This is a genomic window from Haloplanus vescus (assembly GCF_900107665.1).
GTDB classification, from domain to species: Archaea; Halobacteriota; Halobacteria; order Halobacteriales; family Haloferacaceae; genus Haloplanus; species Haloplanus vescus.
In genome coordinates, this window is the sequence record NZ_FNQT01000001.1 from 743,169 (window position 1) to 760,334 (window position 17,166).

The window sequence follows — 17,166 nt, forward strand, 5'->3', positions numbered from 1 at the left end:
GCGACTGGCCCCACGACGGTCGGACCGGAATCCCTTTTCGCCCGCCCATGCAAACGCGGGTATGGACGTACGTGACATCGACGCGCTCGGGCCGGGCGACCGGCAGTCGCTGTTCGAGCGCGACGCCGGCGTCGAGGCCGTCCGCGAGGACGTGCGCGACATCGTCGGCCGGGTTCGCGACGAGGGGGACGTAGCGATTCGAGAGTTCTGCCGCGAGTTCGACGGCGTCGAAGTCGGCAACTTGGACGTGACCGACGCCGCCGAACGCGCCCACGAGGAGGTAGACGACGACCTGCTCGATGCAATTCGGACCGCCGCGGACAACGTCCGCGAGTTCCACGAGCGACAGCTGCCCGAGGACTGGCGCGACGACTTCGGCGACCGGGAACTCGGTCGGCGCTTCCGCCCGCTCTCCAGCGTCGGCGTCTACGTGCCCGGCGGCGCCGCGGCCTACCCCTCCAGCGCGCTGATGGGAATCATCCCGGCGAAGGTTGCGGGCGTCGACCACGTCGTGGTGACGACGCCGCCCGCGGAGGAGCTGAACCCCGCGACGCTGGCGGCGATTCACGAGGCGGGCGCGGACGCCGTCTACAGCATCGGCGGCGCGCAGGCGGTCGGCGCCATGGCCTACGGTACGGAGACGGTCACGCCGGTCGAGAAGATAGTCGGCCCGGGCAACCGCTGGGTCACGGCGGCGAAAGCCGAAGTGCGCGGCGACGTGGAAATCGACTTCCTCGCCGGCCCGAGCGAGGTGCTCGTTCTCGCCGACGAGACGGCCGACCCCGCCTTCGTCGCGGCGGACCTCCTCGCACAGGCCGAACACGACGACCACGCGTCAGTGGTCGCGGTGACCGCCGACGCCGACCTGGCCGACGCTATCGTCGACGAAGTCGACGCGCAACTCGTCGAGCGTGAGCGACAGGAGACCATCGCGGCCGCCCTCGCCAACGACGCGAGCGGCGTCTTCCTCGCGCGCTCGATGTCCGAAGCGGTGCTCTTCGCGGAGGAGTACGCTGCCGAACACCTCTCGATTCAGGCCGAGGACGACGAGGCGCTCCTCGACCGCATCGACAGCGCCGGGAGCGTCTTCCTCGGCCCGTACACGCCCGTCGCAGCGGGCGATTACGCCTCGGGGACGAACCACGTCCTGCCGACGGGCGGCGGCGCCAAGCGCTTCGGCGGCCTGTCCGTCGAGACGTTCCTCCGGTCGACGACCGTCCAGCGACTCGACCGCGATGCGCTCGACGGCCTCGCCGACACGATTACGACGCTCGCGGACGCCGAGGGACTCACCGGCCACGCCGAGAGCGTGCGACGCCGCTTCGACTGAGCCCCGTCAGGGTTAACAGGCTTCGCGGAGTAACTGCGACCATGAGTACCGAAAGCGCGGAGCGGGCGAGCGACCGAGTGGTGGAGGTCACGCCCGAGGCCGCGGAGGAAGCCCGCTCGCTGATGGACCGCGAGGGGATGGACGCGGACATGGGTGGCTTGCGACTGTTCGTCCAGCAGGGCGGCTGTGCCGGACTCTCCTACGGGATGCGCTTCGACGACGAACCCGAACCGGACGACACCATCGTGGAGCGCCACGGCCTGCGCGTGTTCGTCGACCCCGCGAGCGTCGACTACATCGGCGGGTCGGTGCTCGATTACGAATCGGGCCTCCAAGCCGAGGGCTTCCACGTCGAGAACCCGAACGTCGTCTCCGAATGTGGCTGCGGCGAGTCGTTCCGAACCTAATCCCCGCGCACGGGGTATCAGCCGTGATATTTGGTGGGATGCGGTTTTAACGGCCCACTGAGTATCAGCGGAGGATGGCGGATATTACAGCTGATTCCGGGTCTGCACTCTTCCAGCCGGGCCGCTGGGGAGCCGTGCTTCGAGAGTTCGTCCGGTACATTCCGGACGGACACTCGATTCCGGAGTCGACGTGGCGGAGTCGACACCGAAACGTTACCATCCTCGTGCTGGCGCAGCTGCCCTTCCTCTTCGCACTGGGACTGTACGACGGAACCGAATCGCTCGTGACGGGCGCAACGATTCCGGAAATCCCGCTGACGACCGTGCTGGTCGAAATCGGCATCGTCGCCGCCCTCCTCGCCGCAGCGCATGTTCCGGGCCTCCCCCGGCGCGTCCGGACGGGACTCGGGACGCTCGGCGTGCTTTCGGTGTCCGTCCTGCTCGTTCACTTCTCGGGCGGATTCATCGAGGCACACTTCTACTTCTTCGTCGGGATGGCCGTCGTCGCGGTGTACGAGGACTGGGCGCCGTTCGCACTCGGCATCGGCTACGTCGTGCTCACCCACGGCGTCTTCGGGATGATAAATCCGAGTCGCGTCTACAACCACACGGCGGCCATCAACAACCCGTGGGTCTGGGGGCTGATTCACGGCGTGTTCGTCCTGATGCTCGCGGCGGCGCTGATGGCACACTGGTACTCCACGGAGCGCTCCCGAGAGGAGGCACAGATCCAACTCGAAGAGGCACGCGCCAAAAGCGAGGAAGTCGAGAATCTGGAGGCCAAGCAGGCCGAAATCGAACGCGCGAAAGCCGAAGCCGAGGAGGCGAAAGCCGAGGCAGAGGCCCGACAGCAGGCGGTCGAAGAGATGAACGACCACCTCGAAGCGCGGGCGGACGCGTACAGCGACGCGATGGCGCGAGCGGCGAGCGGCGACCTCACCGTCCGGGTCGACACCGAGAGCGAGAGCGAGGCGATGGCACAGATCGGCGAGGCGTTCAACGAGATGATGGTCGAGACGGAGACGGCGATGCGAGAGATTCAGGCATTCGCCGACGAAGTCGCCGCCGCGAGCGAGGAAGCGAGCGACGGCACCGAGGAGACGAAAGCCGCCAGCGAAGACGTGAGCGAGTCGATTCGCGAGATTTCGGAGGGGGCAAACGAGCAACGAGAGATGCTCGAAACCGTCTCGGGCGAGATGACGAACCTCTCGGCGACGGTCGAGGAGGTGGCGGCCTCCGCGAACACGGTCGCGGAACGCTCCCGCGAGACGGCCGACATCGCCGAGTCGGGCGAAGCGACGGCCAAGCAGGCCATCGGCGACGCCCGCGACGTGCAGGACGCCATCGACACGACGGTGTCGAACGTCGAGACGCTGGACGAGCGGATGGCGGAAATCGAGGAGATAATCGGCCTCATCAGCGACATCGCCGAGCAGACGAACCTCCTCGCGTTGAACGCGAACATCGAGGCCGCCCGCGCCAGTAGCGGGGACGGCACGGGTGACGGCTTCGCCGTCGTCGCGGACGAAGTCAAGCAGTTGGCCGAGGAGACGCAGGAATCGGCGACGGAAATCGAGCAGTTGATCGAGCAGACGCAGGCACAGACGGAGACAACGGTCGAGGAGGCGCGGGTGGCAGAGCGTGACATGCAAGCCGGCGTCGAAGCGTTCCAAGAAGTCGTCGACGCGTTCACGCAGGTGGCCGAGAACGCCGACGAGACCGACAGCGGCATCCAAGAGATTAGCAACACGACCGACGACCAAGCCGCGAGCACCGAGGAGGCGGTGGCGATGGTCGAGGAAGTGGCCGACATCAGCGCCGCGACGGCCGAGGAGACGGACGCCGCGTCCACCGCCGCGTCCGCGCAGGCGACGGCCACGTCGCAGGTGAACGCCAGCGTCACGACGCTCACGGAGCGAGCCGAACGCCTCCAGTCGCTCCTGTCGTCGTTCGCAGTCCAATCGACCGACGACCACCCGACGGGGACGCCGAATCGCTCCGTCGCGATGGAAGACGGCGGGCGACCCGAGTAGCCCGCTCGGGCCACAGGTTATCGTGGTAACACTTATCACCCGTTCTACCGTATAGAGAGTCACATGGCCCCTGTTACCATGCCACCTGTCGAGGCGGCCCAAGACGTCTTTCGCCGCCTCGGATACTCCGTCGAGCGCGACGGGGTCGACCTCAGGGCCGAACGGAAGTGGCGGACCGTCCACGTGACCGCACTCGACGCCGACGAGGCATCGTCGCCCGACAAACTCCGGGCAGACGGCGGAACGACGGAGTATCGTCTCCGCTGTTTCGTCACGTGGATGGAGGCGGCAGGGGACCTCCGTGACCGACTCGCGCGCACCAATCCCGACTACGAGTGGGCGGTCATCGGCGTCGAGGACGACGACTACGAAGTCGTCGACCACGCCGTCGGCGCGTAGGTTTTAGTGTCGGGCGGTCCCAGACCGCCCATGACCGTCGCGTTGCAGTCGACGCTCGTCGAGCGTGCATTCCTCGACTTCTTCCAACGACTCGTCGACGCTATCCCGACGATTCTGACCGGCCTCGTCTTCATCGTCCTCGCGGCGATTCTCGTCAAGGGCGTCCTCACCGTGCTAAAGGCCGTCCTCAAGCGGACGATGCCCGGCGAGTCGCCCGTCTATCGGCAGTTCCTCACGACCATCGTCGCCGTCTTCCTCTGGTTCGGCGTCGGCCTGTCGGCGCTCTCCGTGGTGGGACTGGAGGGCATCGCGGCGTCGCTGGGCACCGCCGCTGGCTTCGTCGCCCTCGGCGTCTCCTACGCGACTGGCGACATGATAGCCGACGCCGTCGCCGGCGTGTATCTCCTCCGCGACCCAGACTTCGAGGCGGGCGACACCGTCCGCGTCGGCGATATGGAGGGCGTCGTCCAGACCATCGAACTCCGCAAGACGCGCTTTGCCGTCGGCGCCGACACCGTCGTGCGCGGCAACTCGGACATCGAATCCCGGTGGACGAAGGTCAACGACGGCGATTGAGAACTGTTCGCACGCGCCCCGCGCGGTTTATGCCTCCGGGCCGAGAATAGAGGGCATGTTCGTCGGCCACGCCGCACTCGCGTTCGCCATCGTGGGGAGCGTCGCGGTCGCTCGCGGGTGGTCGACACGGACCGCGCTCAGCGCCGCCCTCCTCGCGGGCGCCTTCGCCACCGTCCCCGACGTGGACATGGTGTACGCGCTCGTCGGCATCGCGGGCGCCGCCGGCGGCGACGCCCTCGCCATCGCGGGCGCGTTCTGGTCGACCGGGAACGTCGTCCACCGCGCCGTCACGCACTCGCTCGTCATCGCGCCGCCAGTCGCGCTGCTCGCGGCGTTACAGGTGTCGCCCACGCGTCGCCGGCAGCTGCTGTCGCTCGGCCTCGGCGCCGCGCTCGTGACGGTCATCACCGTCGACGGGGGCGCGCTCGCGACGTTGGTCACCGGCCTGTTTCTCGTCGCCGCCGTCGCCGTCGCGACGGTGGCCGACCGCTACACCGACCTCACCGCGCCGCAGGTGTTCGGCGCCGCCCTCCTCGGCCTCGTCAGTCACCCCTTCGGCGACCTGTTCACCGGCGAACCGCCGGCGATGCTCTACCCCCTCGATTCGGCGCTGGTGACCGAACGGGTCGCCCTCGCTACCGACCCCACACTCCACCTGCTCGGCGCGTTCGGCATCGAACTCGCGACGGTGTGGGCCGCCGTCTGCGTGGCCTGTCTCGCGACGGGTCTGCGCCCCACGACGGCCGTCAGCCCGCGCGCGACCCTCGGCGCCGGCTACGCCGCGAGCATCCTCCTCATCCCGGCGCCGACGCTCGAACTCTCCTATCCGTTCGTGTTCTCGGTGCTCGGCGTCGGCCTCGTCGGCGCACTCCCGCGCGTTCGACTCGTCGCCAGGACCATCGAGTCACCCGACTGGCTGGGCGCGGGGCTAACGGGATTGAGTACGATAACGGTAGCGTGGGCGGCGTACGCCGTCGCGTACGTCGTTATCAGCTAGTAGCCGCGAGAGATAAGGTATTCGGCGATGTCTTCGAGCAGGTTACGCGCCTCGTTGTCCGGGAGGACTTCGAGGTCGGCCTTGCTCTGTTCGACGAGCGACCGCGCTTTCTCGCGGGCGTACTCGATACTCCCCGCCTCGTTCAGCGTCTCGACGGCCGCCTCAACGGCGTCGTCGGTGAGGGTCTCGGCCGTCTCGGCGTCGACCAGATTGTCGACATCGACGCCCTGCTGGCGGGCGTGGAGCGTTATCAGCGTCTCCTTGTTCTCGACGAGGTCGGACCCGCGCTGCTTGCCGAGTTGCTCCGAGGGCACCGTCAGGTCGAGCACGTCGTCCTGAATCTGGAACGCCGACCCGGCGGCGATGCCGTAGTTGTAGAGGGCGTCGACCGCCTCGTCGTCGGCGCCGAGTAACACGGCGGGCGTCGCCGCCGCGTCGCCATACAGCACGGCCGTCTTCGATTCGACCATCTCGAGGTACTCCTCGGGGAGGACTTCGGTCCGGTGTTCGAACTCGACGTCCATCGCCTGCCCCTCGCAGATGCGGGTGCAGGTATCCGCGAGCATCCGCATCGCTTCGAGACCGTTCGCGGGCGCGGCGCCCGTCTCGGCCATGATTTCGAACGCCGTCGAGTAGAGCGTGTCGCCGGCGAGGATGGCGGTATCCACGTCGTAGGCCTTGTGGACGGCGGGCACGCCGCGACGGAGGGCGTCGTCGTCCATGATGTCGTCGTGGATGAGGGTAAACGACTGGATGACTTCGAGGCTCACGGCCCCGGCCATCACGTCCACGGTTTCGCCGTCGAGTGCGGGGAACTGGCGGTAGTCGACGGAGAGCGGCGGCACGTCCGCGAGGGCTTCGGCGGCGAGCAGGGAGACGGTGGGGCGAAGTCGCTTGCCCCCCGCCTTCAGCAGGTAGCGCGAGGCCTCCCAGAGCCGCTCTGGCTCCGTCAGCGGGAGGTCCTCGTCGATGGCTGCGTTGACCTGTTCGCGACGCTCGCGGACCGCCGCGAGCACCCGCTCTTCCGTCGATTCGGTCGTCATTCCACCAGCTGGATCATGTTGCCGTTGCGCGTGATATGCAGGTCCCGACCCACCGCGTACCCCTCGCTCTCGGCCAGGTCGACGTAGGGGGAGAACCCTTCGAGACTCTGGTGAGCGGGGATGACGTGCTGGGGCTGGAGCGCCTGCAGCATCTCATAGTGGCCCTCCTGACGGAGGTGACCGGAGACGTGGATATCGTCGTAGATGCGGGCGCCCTGCATGCGGAGGAGGCGCTCGGACTGGTAGCGCTGTCCCTCGTTGGTCGGCTCGGGGATGACGCGTGCCGAGAAGATGACCTTGTCGCCGTCCTCCAGTTCGTACGGCGTCTCGCCGCGGCCCATTCGGGTGAGCATCGCTCGCGGCTCGCCCTGGTGGCCTGTGACGATGGGCAGGTAGTTCTCCTTGCCCTCCTTCATGATTCGCTTGAAGGTGCGGTCGACGGACTTGCGGTGGCCGTACATCCCCAGGTCGTCGGGGAAGTCGACGAAGTCGAGTCGCTCTGCGGTGCCGGAGTACTTCTCCATCGAGCGCCCGAGGAGGACTGGCTGGCGCCCGATGTCCTTCGCGAACTCGACGAGACTGGTCACGCGAGCGATGTGCGAACTGAACGTGGTAGCGACGATGCCGCCGTCGTAGTCCTCGATGGAGTACATCACGTCGCGGAGGTGCTTGCGCGCGACGGACTCGCTGGGGGTGCGGCCCTTCCGGCCCGCGTTGGTACAGTCCTCGATGTACGCGAGGACGCCCTCGCCTTCACGACCGATTTCGCGGAAGCGCTCCATGTCGATGGGGTCGCCGACGACCGGCGTGTGGTCCATCCGCTTGTCGAGGCCGTAGACGACGGCCCCTTCCGGCGTGTGGAGGACGGGGTTGATGGCGTCGATAATCGAGTGCGTCACGTTGACGAACTCGAGGTCGACTTTCCCGGAGTCGCCGATGGACATCGTCTCGCCCGCGTCCATCTTGACCAGGTCGTTGTTCACGTTGAACTTGTTCTCGCCTTCCACCTGCTGTTTGACCAGTTCGATGGTGAACGGCGTCGCGACGATGGGTGCGTCGTAGCGGTGGGCCAGTTTCGAGATGGCGCCGATGTGGTCGAGGTGGCCGTGCGTGGGGACGATGGCCTTCACGTCGCCCTCGAGGTCACTCATCACCCGGTCGTCGGGGATGGCGCCCATGTCTATCAGGTCGAGACTGTGCATCTGTTCGGTTTCGACGTTGTCGTGGATCAGCACCTGCGACAGGTTCAGACCCATGTCGAAGACGACGACGTCGTCACCGGCGCGGACAGCAGTCATCTGCCGTCCAACTTCTTCGTAGCCGCCGATTGTTGCGATTTCTACTTCCATGATTTCACCGAGCATTGAAATGCCACAACTGTGGCAGGGGTGCTCACGCAAATCCCGCTAAGGGGGCCACCGGCCCCGGCGTCTTGCAGCACGTCGGTCGCTGGTCCCCGCCATGTGGCCGCTGCCACATTTGCCCGCGGGTCTCTGGTATGCGGGACTACACGCCGGGGTAATAAAAAGCACGTGGGTCGGCGTCGGCTACGGCGCCGGCGCCTCGTCGACCCACTCGAAGGCGACGCCCGCCCGCGCCGCCGTGCGTTCGTCGCGCTCCGTGTCGCCGACGAACAGCGCCGTAGACGGGTCGGCACCGAGGCGGTCGATGGCCGTCAGCAGGGGTTCGGGGTCGGGTTTGTGCGTCGCGACCGAATCGCGGCCCACTACGGTGTCGACGTGGTCCAGCAGGTCGTGGCGGTCGAGTGCCACCCGACAGGCCGAGGACGCGTTGAGCGAGCAGACGCCGACCGGAACCTCCCAGTCGGCGACGCGGTCGGCGTGTGAGAGCCGGATGGACCGCTCGGCACCCCGACGCTCGTGGTCGGCGAGAATCCCCTCCAGGTCGTCGGCCAACCCGTGTTCGGGGGCGCGCTCGAACAGCGACCAGAGGTCCGCGCCCGCGACGTCGACGCCCGCCGCGTCGAAGGCGTCGACGGCGTCGGCCGCGGCGGCGTTCCAGTTGACCGCGAGGCGGACGAGCGTCCCGTCGAGGTCGTAGACGACGGCGCCGTAGTCGCTGGTGTTCACACGTATCGTGTAGCGACGCCGAGCAATGAGCCTTCGGACAATCGGCCGTCTCGACCGCCGACAGAACGCTTTTGTTTCCGTGTAAGGTACGTTTGAATATGCTGACGACCGTCGGCACTTCAGGCGACCGGATAGCACTCGAGCGCCCGCCGTCGCGCACGAGGTGCTGTCGTCCGTGTCTCGGCACGCCGACGGCGTCGTCCGCGCACTTCTCGGCCCACGTGGCAACGCGTCCGTCGGTCGCCCCCGTATCGGGCGACCGTGGGCGGTCCCTGGCTCATGTTCGAGCGCAGTAGACGCCTGCTCGGGGCGGCCCGCGAACGCGTCCGCGAGGACCTCGACGCCATCCGCGAACGCGACCCCGCCGCCGGGAGCCTCCTCGTCCTCCTCACCTGTTACCCCGGCCTGCACGCGCTCTGGGCCTACCGGGTCGCACACCTCCTTTGGGAGCGCGACAATCACACGACTGCGCGCCTCCTCTCGCAGTTCGCGCGCTTCGTGACTGGCGTCGAAATCCACCCCGCGGCCGATATCGGACGACGCTGCGTCATCGACCACGGCACCGGCGTCGTCGTCGGCTCGACCGCCGAAATCGGCGACGACGTGCTCCTCTACCACGGCGTCACGCTCGGCAACCGCCGCCCGGTCGAAGGCAAGCGACACCCGACCGTCGGCGACGACGTCTTGCTCGGCGCCAACGCCACCGTCCTCGGACCCATCGAAATCGGCGACGGCGCGACCGTCGGCGGTGCCGCCGTCGTCGTCCAACCCGTCGAGGCGGGCACGACTGTCGTCGGCAACCCCGCCAAGCCGGTCGACCGAGTGCCGGAACTGAACGACACCCAAGAGGCGGCCGAGGGCGCGCAACTCGACCGCATCGTCTGCGACGGTGGAGACCACCCCGACGACACGCCGACCGACGACTGAGCCACACCCGCCACGAGCATTTTACCATCCGCTGACATACACCAGTCCATGAGACTGGTCCCCGAAGTGATGTGTATCGCCCTCGTCCTGTCGCTCGTCGTCGCGACCGGCGGCGTCGGCGCACAGTCGGCCGACCGCGTCACCGTCACGGTCACGGTTCACGACCAAGCGGGCAACCCCGTCTCCGACGCGCGCCTCGACGTGACGTGGGACGGCGGGTCGACGACGGCCACGACGGCGGCGAACGGCAAGGCGTTCGTCGACGTGCCCGAGGGCGCTCGCGCGACGGTCCAAGTGACCCACTCGCGGTACGTCCGCGACGGCGGCTACGTCATCACCGACGCGTCGGAACGCGACGTCGAGGTCCGCGTGTATCGGAAGAGTTCGGTCCAGCTCGAAGTCAGAGACGACGACGGCCCGGTCGCCGACGCGTCGGTACTCGTCGAGCGCGGTGGGCTCGACGTGGCGACGGGAACGACCGATTCGGACGGCGTGTTCGAGTCGGGCACGCTCCAAGCGGGCAACTACCAGATAACCGTCAGCAAGCCCGGCTACTACACGCGCCAGAAGCCCCTCGAAATCGACGGCGACATCACGAACCGAGTGGCGCTCACCCGCGGGTCGACGAGCGTGAATGTGACCGTCACCGACCCGTACTTCGATTCGCCACGTCCCGTCAACAGGGCGACGGTCGAACTCGGCGACGCGACCGGACAGACCAACCGGAGCGGCGCGGTCAGTCTCGACCAGCCAGTCAACACGCAACCGACGCTTCGCGTGACGAAATCCGGCTACAGGACCGTCACGCGGGAGGCGTCCGTCGGGGCGGAGAGGAGTAACGTGTCTGTCGGCCTCTCGCGCAACCGGACGATAACGCTCGAATCGGCCAACGAGCGCATCGTCGCGGGCGAGCGAGTCGTCCTCACGGCGACGAACGCGTACGGCGACCCGGTTCCCGCCGCCACCGTCACGCTCGACGGCGAACGCGTCGGCACCACCGACGGCGAGGGCGAGGTGGCCGTCCGCGTCGCGGACCCCGGCACGCACACCCTCTCCGTGGCCGACGACGGCGTCCAGTCCAACGAGGTGACGGTCGAGGCTATCAGCGCCGACACCGACACGCCGGACGCGACGCCCACCGCGACGACGACGGCACCCGGTGAAACGACCACGACGGAGTCCGGGCCGGGCTTCTCGGCGCTCGTCGCTCTCGTCTCCACTCTCGCCGGCGTCGCCGCGGTCCGAGTCGTGCGCCGCTAGCGGAGCTCCTCGACGACTGCTTCGGGGTCGGCGTCCAGACCGCCGCCCTGCGCGAACGTCGGCCCGCCGCCCCCGCCGCCGCCGAAGGCGTCGGTCAAGTCGTCGACCACGTCGCCGGCGTCCACCTCGCCAGTCGTCGCAACCACCACGTACGGAGACGGCCCCTCGCCGACGGCAGCGATGACGTCGGCGTCGTCGCCGACGCGGTCCTGTGCGGCCTCGCCGACTTCGTTCGGGCCGAACTCCGCGACGGTTCCCACGCGCCAGCGCCGCCCGTCTCGCTCCGTCGCGGGGAGGGCGTCGAGTCGAGCGGCGAGCACCTCGGACTTGTACGCACGGGCCTCGGCCTCCGCGTCCTCGCGCGCCGCTTGGAGGTCGGCGACGGCGTCGTCGAGCGCGTCGGGGCTCGCGTCCAGCGCCCGTGCCGCCTCGCGGGTTGCTCGGTTGACGGACGCGCGGTGGTCGATGGCCGGCGGTCCGACGGCGAACTCGACGCGCGTCAGTCCCTCGCCGGGGTTCGAGCGCTCCAGCACCTCGACCGGCCCGATTTCCGCGGTGTTCGTGACGTGCGTGCCACCGCAGGCGGCCACGTCCCAGTCCTCGATGTCGACGAGGCGGACCGTGTCGGCGTCGGCCATCACGCCGTCCTCGGTCTTGGTGTTGAAGGCCACGTCATCGCGGGCGCGTGCGTCCTCGACGGGCACCCGATCCCACGAGACGGAGCGGGCGTCCCAGACGGCGCGGTTCGTCAGGCGTTCGAGTTCGACCAGCGCCTCGTCGTCGATGGGCGTCGAGGTGGCGAAGTCGACGCGGACCTTCTCGGCGTCGATGCCGAAGCCACCGTAACCCAACTCGTCGAACAGGCGTCGCCCGGCGCCGTAGAGGAGGTGGCTCGCGGTGTGGGCGCGGGTGCAGTACGTTCGGAAGTCGTCGTCGACGACGCCGACGACCGTCTCGCCGGGTTCGACCCCGGCGTCCTCGTCGAGATAGTGGACGACGGCGCCGTCTTCGGCCTGCACGTCAGTCACGGGGACGCCGGCGAGCGTTCCGCGGTCGGCGGGTTGGCCGCCGCTCTCGGCGTAGAAGTACGTCTCGTCGAGGACGAGCGCATCGGTATCGACGCGTTCGACAGTCGCCTCGAACTCCCGGACCTCGGGATTGTCGGGGGCGAGCGTCTGCATGCCCGCCACTCACGCACCGGTCAGTAAAAGCATCCCTACTCGTCGACGAGGTCGATGCCCAATCGCTCCGCGGCGGCGCGCACGAGCGACCCACCCACGCCCGCGCGGGTGGCTCGGCCCTGTTCGAGGGCGAGGACGTCGTCCTCGTCGGCGTCGAGTTCCGCGGCGAGTTCCTCGACGGTTAGACCGGCGTCCTGTCGCGCGGCCTCGACGCGGTCACCGTAGTCCGAGACGAGGTATGGGAGGCGGTCCTCCTCGTAGTCGGTCCCCTCCTCTTCCCAGTGTTTCGTGTTCGCGCTGGCGGCGTCCATGACGCGGGCCGTGTTCTGGGCGGCGCGCTTCTTGCGATTCGGTTCGTCCGCGTCGGTCCGCGAGGTGTCGTCGTCGCTGCCGCCTCGGTCCCGGCCGCTGGAGTCGCCGTGGGGCGCACACTCCGAGCAGACGAGGAGGTCCGCGCCCGCGACGTTGGCCTCTTGAAGATTCGAGGTTTCGCGCCCGCAGAGTTCGCAGGCGTCGCCGTCGCCGCCGCCACCACCCGACCCCGTCGAGTATTTGGTCATACCTTCGTGTATCCGGTCGTGCTATTTTAACTCCCGGTACGGGCCGCCGCGAGCGGAAGGCATCTCCGTCGCGACGCCGAAGGAGACGCATGCGCGATTCGAACCGAACGTGGCACTTCGCGGCGCGTCCCGACGGCGAACCGACGATGGACACCTTCGACCTCCGGGAGGGCGACGTGCCCGACCCGCAGTTCGGCCAACTGCTCGTGCGCGTCCGCTATCTCTCCGTCGACCCCTACATGCGGGGCCGGATGCGAGACAGCGAGTCCTACGCCGAACCGTGGGCCGTCGGCGACCCGTTGCAGGGCGGCGTCGTCGGCGAAGTCGTCGCCAGCGAGAGCGACGAGTACGAGGCGGGTGACCTCGTCACCGGTCGCGGGACGTGGAGCGACTACACCGTCCTCGACGCCGACGACGCGGCGCCCGTTGACCCCGACGTGGCCGACCTCCCGGCGTATCTCGGCATCCTCGGCATGCCGGGGCGGACGGCCTACTTCGGCTTGCTCAACGTGGGCGACCCCCGACCGGGCGACACCGTTGTCGTCTCGGGCGCGGCGGGTGCGGTCGGCTCGACAGTCGGGCAGATAGCCGGACTGAACGGCTGTCGCGTCGTCGGCTTCGCCGGCAGCGACGAGAAGACCGCGTGGCTCACCGACGACCTGGGCTTCGACGCGGCAATCAACTACAAGACGACCGACGACTACGGGGCCGCCCTCGACGACGCCGCGCCCGAGGGCATCGACGTCTACTTCGACAACGTCGGCGGCCCGATTACGGACGCGGTGTTCCCGAAGCTGAACGTCGACGCGCGGGTCGCGGTCTGCGGACAGATTGCCCACTACAACGACGAGTCGGTGCCGACGGGGCCACGGAAGCTCCCGCAACTCATCGCGCCGCGAGCGAAGGTACAGGGCCTCCTCGTCAGCGACTACGCGACGCGCTTCGGCGCCGCGAAGGCGCAGCTCGAATCGTGGGTGGCGTCGGGAGACCTACAGCACCGAGAGACGGTGGTCGAGGGACTGGAACACGCCCCCGACGCGTTCCTCGGTCTCTTCTCCGGGGAGAACATCGGCAAGCAGGTCGTTCGCGTCTCCGAGTAATTACTCGGGGAACAGCGGCGGTTCGGGACTGTCGCGTTCGAGGAGTTCGATTTCGTGGCCGTCCTGGTCCTTGGTGAACGCGTACATGTCGTCACAGGAGGCGGGGTCGCGGTAGTCGGGCGCCTCCCGAGTCAGGAGCTGGTCCCAATCGTCGTGTAGGTCGTCGACTCGGACACAGAGGTGGCCCCACGCGTCGCCCATGTCGTAGGTCCGGCCGTCGTAGTTGTAGGTGAGTTCGACCGCCATCGCCTCGGGGGCGGCGTCGCGGGGTTTCGTGAAGTAGTTCGCGAAGGTGTCCGACTCCCAGCGGCCGGTGGGGACGTGTTCGAACTTCCGAACCCAGTAGCCGAGGGCGGCGTCGGCGTCCTCGACGCGAATCATCGTGTGGTCGAGACTCCAGCGGGCGCCATGGTCGCGTTCGACGAGTTCGACTTCGTGCCCGTCGGGGTCTTTCACGAAGGCGTAGCTGCCGCCACAGGAGTCGGGGTCGCGGTAGTCGTCGACGCCGGCGTCCATCAGTTCCTCGTAGGCCTCGTAGACGTCCTCCACGCGGACGGCGATGTGGCCCCACGCGTCGCCGGTCTCGTAGTCGGACTCTCCGTGGTTGTACGTGAGTTCGAGCATCGCGCCCTCCTCGTGCATGTCCTCGGGGCCGAGGTAGACGATGGTGAAGTCCTCGGCCGCCCAGCGGTCTTTCTCCTCGTAGTCGAGATGCGACCGATACCAGTCGAGCGAGTCGTCGAGGTCGGCGACTCGCATCATGACGTGATCGAGCGTCCCGGACATGGGAAAATCGTGGGGTGGCGCGCCGAAAAGCGTACCGCTCGGCGAAGGTTGCGGGGCGTTATCGGCGGGCGACGACGCGCATCACGTCCTCGTCTTGGAGTTCGTGGTCACGGCCAACCTGCTGTTCGTCGTGTTGGGCGCTCGGACCGGTGACGCGCGCGAAGCGGAAGCGCTCGTCGAGGGTGCCGCCGAGCTTGTTGAGGGCGTCGTCGACGGTGTGTTCGCCCTCGCGCAACACCAGCGGTTCGTCGTAGTCGACGCCGCGACTCGGTTTGTCCATATAGACGCGGATGAGACCGAGCGCGTTCCAGATTTCCTCTTTGAGCGCGTCAAGGCCCTTCTCCTCCTCGGCGCTGATGAAGATTACCTCGTCGGGGTCGAGGCCGTATTCGCGGAGCTCCGACTCGACCGTGGGGAGGTAGTCTTGGTCTATCAGGTCGGCCTTGTTGACGGCGACGATGGAAGGAAGGTACTCCCGATTGTCCTGGATGCCGTCGATGAGTTCGTCGATACTGCAGTCACCGCGAATCGTCACGTCGGCGTTGGCGTAGCCGTGTTCGCGCAGGACGCTCTTGATCGTCTCCTCGTCGAGGCTGACGCCGTCGCCGGTCGTCACACGGAGTCCGCCCTTCCCCGTTTTGGAGATGGAGAGGTTCGGCGGCGACGTGTCGAGACGGACCTTGTTGTGGTAGAGTTCCTCGCTGAGGCGGGCGTAATGTTGAATCTCGAAGACCGAGAGGACGAACACCACGAGGTCGGTGGTGCGGACGACCGACAGCACCTCTTGTCCGCCGCCGCGCCCCCCGGCAGCGCCCTCGATCAGGCCGGGCACGTCGAGTATCTGGATGTTCGCACCGTTGTATTTGAGCATCCCCGGATTGACGTCGAGGGTGGTGAATTCGTACTCACCGACTTCGCTCTCGGCGTTGGTGAAGGCGTTGAGCAGCGTCGACTTACCGACGCTAGGGAAGCCGACGAGACCGACGGTAGCATCACCCGTCTTCTCGACGGCGTACCCCTGCCCGCCGCCCGAGGAGGCTTGCCGCTCGAGTTTCTCCTTTTTCTCCGCGAGTTTCGCCTTCAGCCGGCCGATGTGCTGTTCGGTCGACTTGTTGTACGGCGTGTTGGAAATCTCCTCGCGGAGGTCCTCTATCTCCTCCTCCAAACCCATTACCCGACTCTCCGCCGTCGGCGTCGAAAAATCTGTTCCTTCCGACCGACGGCGACCAAGTGATAGACTTTCGACACGGTTATATCGCGGTGCGAAGACAGTTGGGGCAACCGATGCCCGCTCCCGAGCGGTTGCGAGACAGCACCCAGATCGTCGTCCCGTGTGAGTCGCTGACAGGGCTCCGGGACGACCTCGAATCCGACTACGCCGTGAGCGTGTTCGCCGACGGTGACTCGACCTGTCGAATCATCGGGAGCCCGGTCGAAATCAAGGCTGTCGGCCAGTTTCTGGCCCGCCACGGTGTCAACGTGGCCTGAGACGGTACTGTGAGTCAGTACCGACCCGTCTCGGCGAACCACCGGAAAACAGTTACAGTAATCCGTACCCGGCGGTCGAAGCGTTTTCTACGGTCCGGTAACTACGGCAGGTATGAGCGACCAAGCCGGACTGAGCGACCAGTATCGGATGGCGAGTCCCTGGCCCCTGTTCGTGGCACTCGGAATTCCCATCGCAGAACTCGGCATCCTGTTCGGCGTGTTCGTCGTCGCCGTCGGCGGCCTGCTACTCTTCTGTGGGAGCGTGACCGGGATGCTCCGCGAAGCCGACTACGTCGAGACGGTGTGGCGGCCGCTCCTCGTCTTCGCCGTCTTCCTCTTCGCCATCGGTAGCGTCCTCGCGTTCACTGAGGTGAGTCTGGTGGCGCGTGGCTACGCCATCATCACCACGGGCGCGGTGCTCGCCGCCGCGGGCATCGGCGGCGAACTGTTCGTCCCGAAACGCGAGCCAGTCTGAGACTGTCGACTGTAGTCCTCGAATCAGTTACAACGACCCGGGACGATAGAAACCTATTTGTCTGGGGTGTGTTATGGCTTGGACATGGCGACGAAAGTGTTCGATCGGGACACCCTCCTCGATCTGACGGTGAACTTCGTTCCGCTGTTCATCCTCCTCTTTTTCATCGTCGGATACGCGGTGTACGACCCGTTCGGGATCGACTCGATGGCGCGCAACCTCCAGTACGTGCTGCTGACCGCGCCGTTCGTGCTACTGTCCATCCTGACGTATCTGTCGGGGAAGGCCATCTCGACGGCAGAGAAGTCTGACCCGGTGTACATGCCTGGTGGGGCGACCGTCGACGACGCGGAACCGATCGAAGAACACGAAGAGTAAGTCCCGTCAGAGCACGGGACAGTCCGACCCCGAGAGCGTCGCGTATCGTCTTCAAACGGAGCGAATCATACCCGAATATTTCTTAACCCTGGGTTCCTGAGCAACGTCCATGCAGATCACCGGACAGCTAGCATTG

19 protein-coding genes are annotated in these 17,166 nt (G+C 67.2%); 12 read left to right on the forward strand and 7 right to left on the reverse strand.

Annotated features, from left to right (window positions below; all coding sequences use genetic code 11):
• Positions 1-61: 61 nt before the first annotated feature.
• The 6 genes from hisD (at position 62) to BLU18_RS03945 (ending at position 5,742) form a co-directional block, all read left to right on the forward strand.
• Positions 62-1,330 carry a histidinol dehydrogenase gene (gene hisD / locus BLU18_RS03920; RefSeq protein WP_092631775.1) on the forward strand — a complete coding sequence of 423 codons (1,269 nt, stop codon included), beginning with the start codon at positions 62-64 and terminating at the stop codon, positions 1,328-1,330.
• 41 nt (positions 1,331-1,371) lie between these two features.
• Positions 1,372-1,737 (forward strand): HesB/IscA family protein, encoded by a 366-nt coding sequence (locus tag BLU18_RS03925; protein WP_092631778.1) that lies wholly within the window; start codon positions 1,372-1,374, stop codon positions 1,735-1,737.
• A gap of 74 nt (positions 1,738-1,811) precedes the next feature.
• Complete coding sequence (locus BLU18_RS03930) at positions 1,812-3,770, forward strand: methyl-accepting chemotaxis protein (protein ID WP_092631781.1); 1,959 nt, start codon at positions 1,812-1,814, stop codon at positions 3,768-3,770.
• 63 nt (positions 3,771-3,833) lie between these two features.
• A complete protein-coding gene (locus tag BLU18_RS03935) occupies positions 3,834-4,169 on the forward strand; it encodes a DUF7116 family protein (protein ID WP_092631784.1) in 336 nt (111 codons plus the stop codon).
• A 30-nt stretch (positions 4,170-4,199) separates the two neighbouring features.
• Entirely contained in the window at positions 4,200-4,745 is a 546-nt protein-coding gene (locus BLU18_RS03940; RefSeq protein ID WP_092631787.1) for a mechanosensitive ion channel domain-containing protein, read from the forward strand.
• Between the two features lie 55 nt (positions 4,746-4,800).
• Positions 4,801-5,742, forward strand: a complete 942-nt coding sequence (locus BLU18_RS03945; RefSeq protein ID WP_092631790.1) for a metal-dependent hydrolase — start codon at positions 4,801-4,803, stop codon at positions 5,740-5,742.
• Here the strand turns inward: BLU18_RS03945 and idsA3 are convergent.
• From idsA3 to BLU18_RS03960, 3 genes are all read right to left on the reverse strand, one after another.
• Entirely contained in the window at positions 5,739-6,785 is a 1,047-nt protein-coding gene (gene idsA3, locus BLU18_RS03950; protein WP_092631793.1) for a geranylfarnesyl diphosphate synthase, read from the reverse strand. The two genes, BLU18_RS03945 and idsA3, sit on opposite strands and share 4 nt — an antisense overlap.
• Positions 6,782-8,134 carry a ribonuclease J gene (locus BLU18_RS03955; RefSeq protein ID WP_092633614.1) on the reverse strand — a complete coding sequence of 451 codons (1,353 nt, stop codon included), beginning with the start codon at positions 8,132-8,134 and terminating at the stop codon, positions 6,782-6,784. Before BLU18_RS03955 ends, idsA3 begins: the two co-directional genes overlap by 4 nt.
• A 198-nt stretch (positions 8,135-8,332) precedes the next feature.
• Entirely contained in the window at positions 8,333-9,013 is a 681-nt protein-coding gene (locus BLU18_RS03960; protein ID WP_342702045.1) for an HAD family hydrolase, read from the reverse strand.
• A gap of 141 nt (positions 9,014-9,154) precedes the next feature.
• Between BLU18_RS03960 and cysE the strand changes: the two genes are divergently transcribed.
• Both cysE and BLU18_RS03970 read left to right on the forward strand, forming a co-directional pair.
• Positions 9,155-9,802: a serine O-acetyltransferase gene (gene cysE / locus BLU18_RS03965; RefSeq protein WP_092631796.1), complete on the forward strand. Its 648-nt coding sequence runs from the start codon at positions 9,155-9,157 to the stop codon at positions 9,800-9,802.
• A gap of 48 nt (positions 9,803-9,850) precedes the next feature.
• Complete coding sequence (locus tag BLU18_RS03970) at positions 9,851-11,062, forward strand: carboxypeptidase regulatory-like domain-containing protein (RefSeq protein WP_092631799.1); 1,212 nt, start codon at positions 9,851-9,853, stop codon at positions 11,060-11,062.
• On the opposite strand, the gene BLU18_RS03975 is transcribed toward BLU18_RS03970, so the two are convergent.
• Complete coding sequence (locus BLU18_RS03975; protein ID WP_092631802.1) at positions 11,059-12,243, reverse strand: alanyl-tRNA editing protein; 1,185 nt, start codon at positions 12,241-12,243, stop codon at positions 11,059-11,061. The genes BLU18_RS03970 and BLU18_RS03975 overlap by 4 nt on opposite strands.
• A 35-nt stretch (positions 12,244-12,278) precedes the next feature.
• The gene (locus BLU18_RS03980; protein ID WP_092631805.1) at positions 12,279-12,803 is read right to left on the reverse strand and encodes a helix-turn-helix domain-containing protein; all 525 of its coding nucleotides are present in this window, start codon (positions 12,801-12,803) and stop codon (positions 12,279-12,281) included.
• A gap of 89 nt (positions 12,804-12,892) precedes the next feature.
• Here BLU18_RS03980 and BLU18_RS03985 point away from each other — a divergent pair, with 89 nt between their 5' ends.
• Complete coding sequence (locus BLU18_RS03985) at positions 12,893-13,903, forward strand: NADP-dependent oxidoreductase (protein ID WP_092631808.1); 1,011 nt, start codon at positions 12,893-12,895, stop codon at positions 13,901-13,903.
• On the opposite strand, the gene BLU18_RS03990 is transcribed toward BLU18_RS03985, so the two are convergent.
• Positions 13,904-14,689 (reverse strand): VOC family protein, encoded by a 786-nt coding sequence (locus BLU18_RS03990; RefSeq protein ID WP_092631811.1) that lies wholly within the window; start codon positions 14,687-14,689, stop codon positions 13,904-13,906. It lies immediately after the preceding gene.
• A 58-nt stretch (positions 14,690-14,747) separates the two neighbouring features.
• Complete coding sequence (locus tag BLU18_RS03995) at positions 14,748-15,860, reverse strand: OBG GTPase family GTP-binding protein (RefSeq protein WP_092631814.1); 1,113 nt, start codon at positions 15,858-15,860, stop codon at positions 14,748-14,750.
• A 113-nt stretch (positions 15,861-15,973) separates the two neighbouring features.
• Between BLU18_RS03995 and BLU18_RS04000 the strand changes: the two genes are divergently transcribed.
• The 3 genes from BLU18_RS04000 (at position 15,974) to BLU18_RS04010 (ending at position 17,030) form a co-directional block, all read left to right on the forward strand.
• Positions 15,974-16,177, forward strand: coding sequence for a VNG_1110C family protein (locus tag BLU18_RS04000; RefSeq protein ID WP_092631817.1), 204 nt, complete (start codon positions 15,974-15,976; stop codon positions 16,175-16,177).
• 112 nt (positions 16,178-16,289) lie between these two features.
• Positions 16,290-16,652, forward strand: coding sequence for a DUF7541 family protein (locus BLU18_RS04005; RefSeq protein ID WP_092631820.1), 363 nt, complete (start codon positions 16,290-16,292; stop codon positions 16,650-16,652).
• Between the two features lie 84 nt (positions 16,653-16,736).
• Positions 16,737-17,030, forward strand: a complete 294-nt coding sequence (locus tag BLU18_RS04010) for a DUF6684 family protein (RefSeq protein WP_092631823.1) — start codon at positions 16,737-16,739, stop codon at positions 17,028-17,030.
• The last annotated feature ends 136 nt before the right edge of the window (positions 17,031-17,166 follow it).

Bases quoted from the DNA above. Each gene is read 5' to 3' on its own strand.
- hisD (WP_092631775.1), top strand. From the start codon at position 62: ATGGACGTACGTGACATCGACGCGCTCGGGCCGGGCGACCGGCAGTCG.
- BLU18_RS03925 (WP_092631778.1), top strand. From the start codon at position 1,372: ATGAGTACCGAAAGCGCGGAGCGGGCGAGCGACCGAGTGGTGGAGGTC.
- BLU18_RS03930 (WP_092631781.1), top strand. From the start codon at position 1,812: ATGGCGGATATTACAGCTGATTCCGGGTCTGCACTCTTCCAGCCGGGC.
- BLU18_RS03935 (WP_092631784.1), top strand. From the start codon at position 3,834: ATGGCCCCTGTTACCATGCCACCTGTCGAGGCGGCCCAAGACGTCTTT.
- BLU18_RS03940 (WP_092631787.1), top strand. From the start codon at position 4,200: ATGACCGTCGCGTTGCAGTCGACGCTCGTCGAGCGTGCATTCCTCGAC.
- BLU18_RS03945 (WP_092631790.1), top strand. From the start codon at position 4,801: ATGTTCGTCGGCCACGCCGCACTCGCGTTCGCCATCGTGGGGAGCGTC.
- idsA3 (WP_092631793.1), bottom strand. From the start codon at position 6,785: ATGACGACCGAATCGACGGAAGAGCGGGTGCTCGCGGCGGTCCGCGAG.
- BLU18_RS03955 (WP_092633614.1), bottom strand. From the start codon at position 8,134: ATGGAAGTAGAAATCGCAACAATCGGCGGCTACGAAGAAGTTGGACGG.
- cysE (WP_092631796.1), top strand. From the start codon at position 9,155: ATGTTCGAGCGCAGTAGACGCCTGCTCGGGGCGGCCCGCGAACGCGTC.
- BLU18_RS03970 (WP_092631799.1), top strand. From the start codon at position 9,851: ATGAGACTGGTCCCCGAAGTGATGTGTATCGCCCTCGTCCTGTCGCTC.
- BLU18_RS03975 (WP_092631802.1), bottom strand. From the start codon at position 12,243: ATGCAGACGCTCGCCCCCGACAATCCCGAGGTCCGGGAGTTCGAGGCG.
- BLU18_RS03980 (WP_092631805.1), bottom strand. From the start codon at position 12,803: ATGACCAAATACTCGACGGGGTCGGGTGGTGGCGGCGGCGACGGCGAC.
- BLU18_RS03985 (WP_092631808.1), top strand. From the start codon at position 12,893: ATGCGCGATTCGAACCGAACGTGGCACTTCGCGGCGCGTCCCGACGGC.
- BLU18_RS03990 (WP_092631811.1), bottom strand. From the start codon at position 14,689: ATGTCCGGGACGCTCGATCACGTCATGATGCGAGTCGCCGACCTCGAC.
- BLU18_RS03995 (WP_092631814.1), bottom strand. From the start codon at position 15,860: ATGGGTTTGGAGGAGGAGATAGAGGACCTCCGCGAGGAGATTTCCAAC.
- BLU18_RS04000 (WP_092631817.1), top strand. From the start codon at position 15,974: ATGCCCGCTCCCGAGCGGTTGCGAGACAGCACCCAGATCGTCGTCCCG.
- BLU18_RS04005 (WP_092631820.1), top strand. From the start codon at position 16,290: ATGAGCGACCAAGCCGGACTGAGCGACCAGTATCGGATGGCGAGTCCC.
- BLU18_RS04010 (WP_092631823.1), top strand. From the start codon at position 16,737: ATGGCGACGAAAGTGTTCGATCGGGACACCCTCCTCGATCTGACGGTG.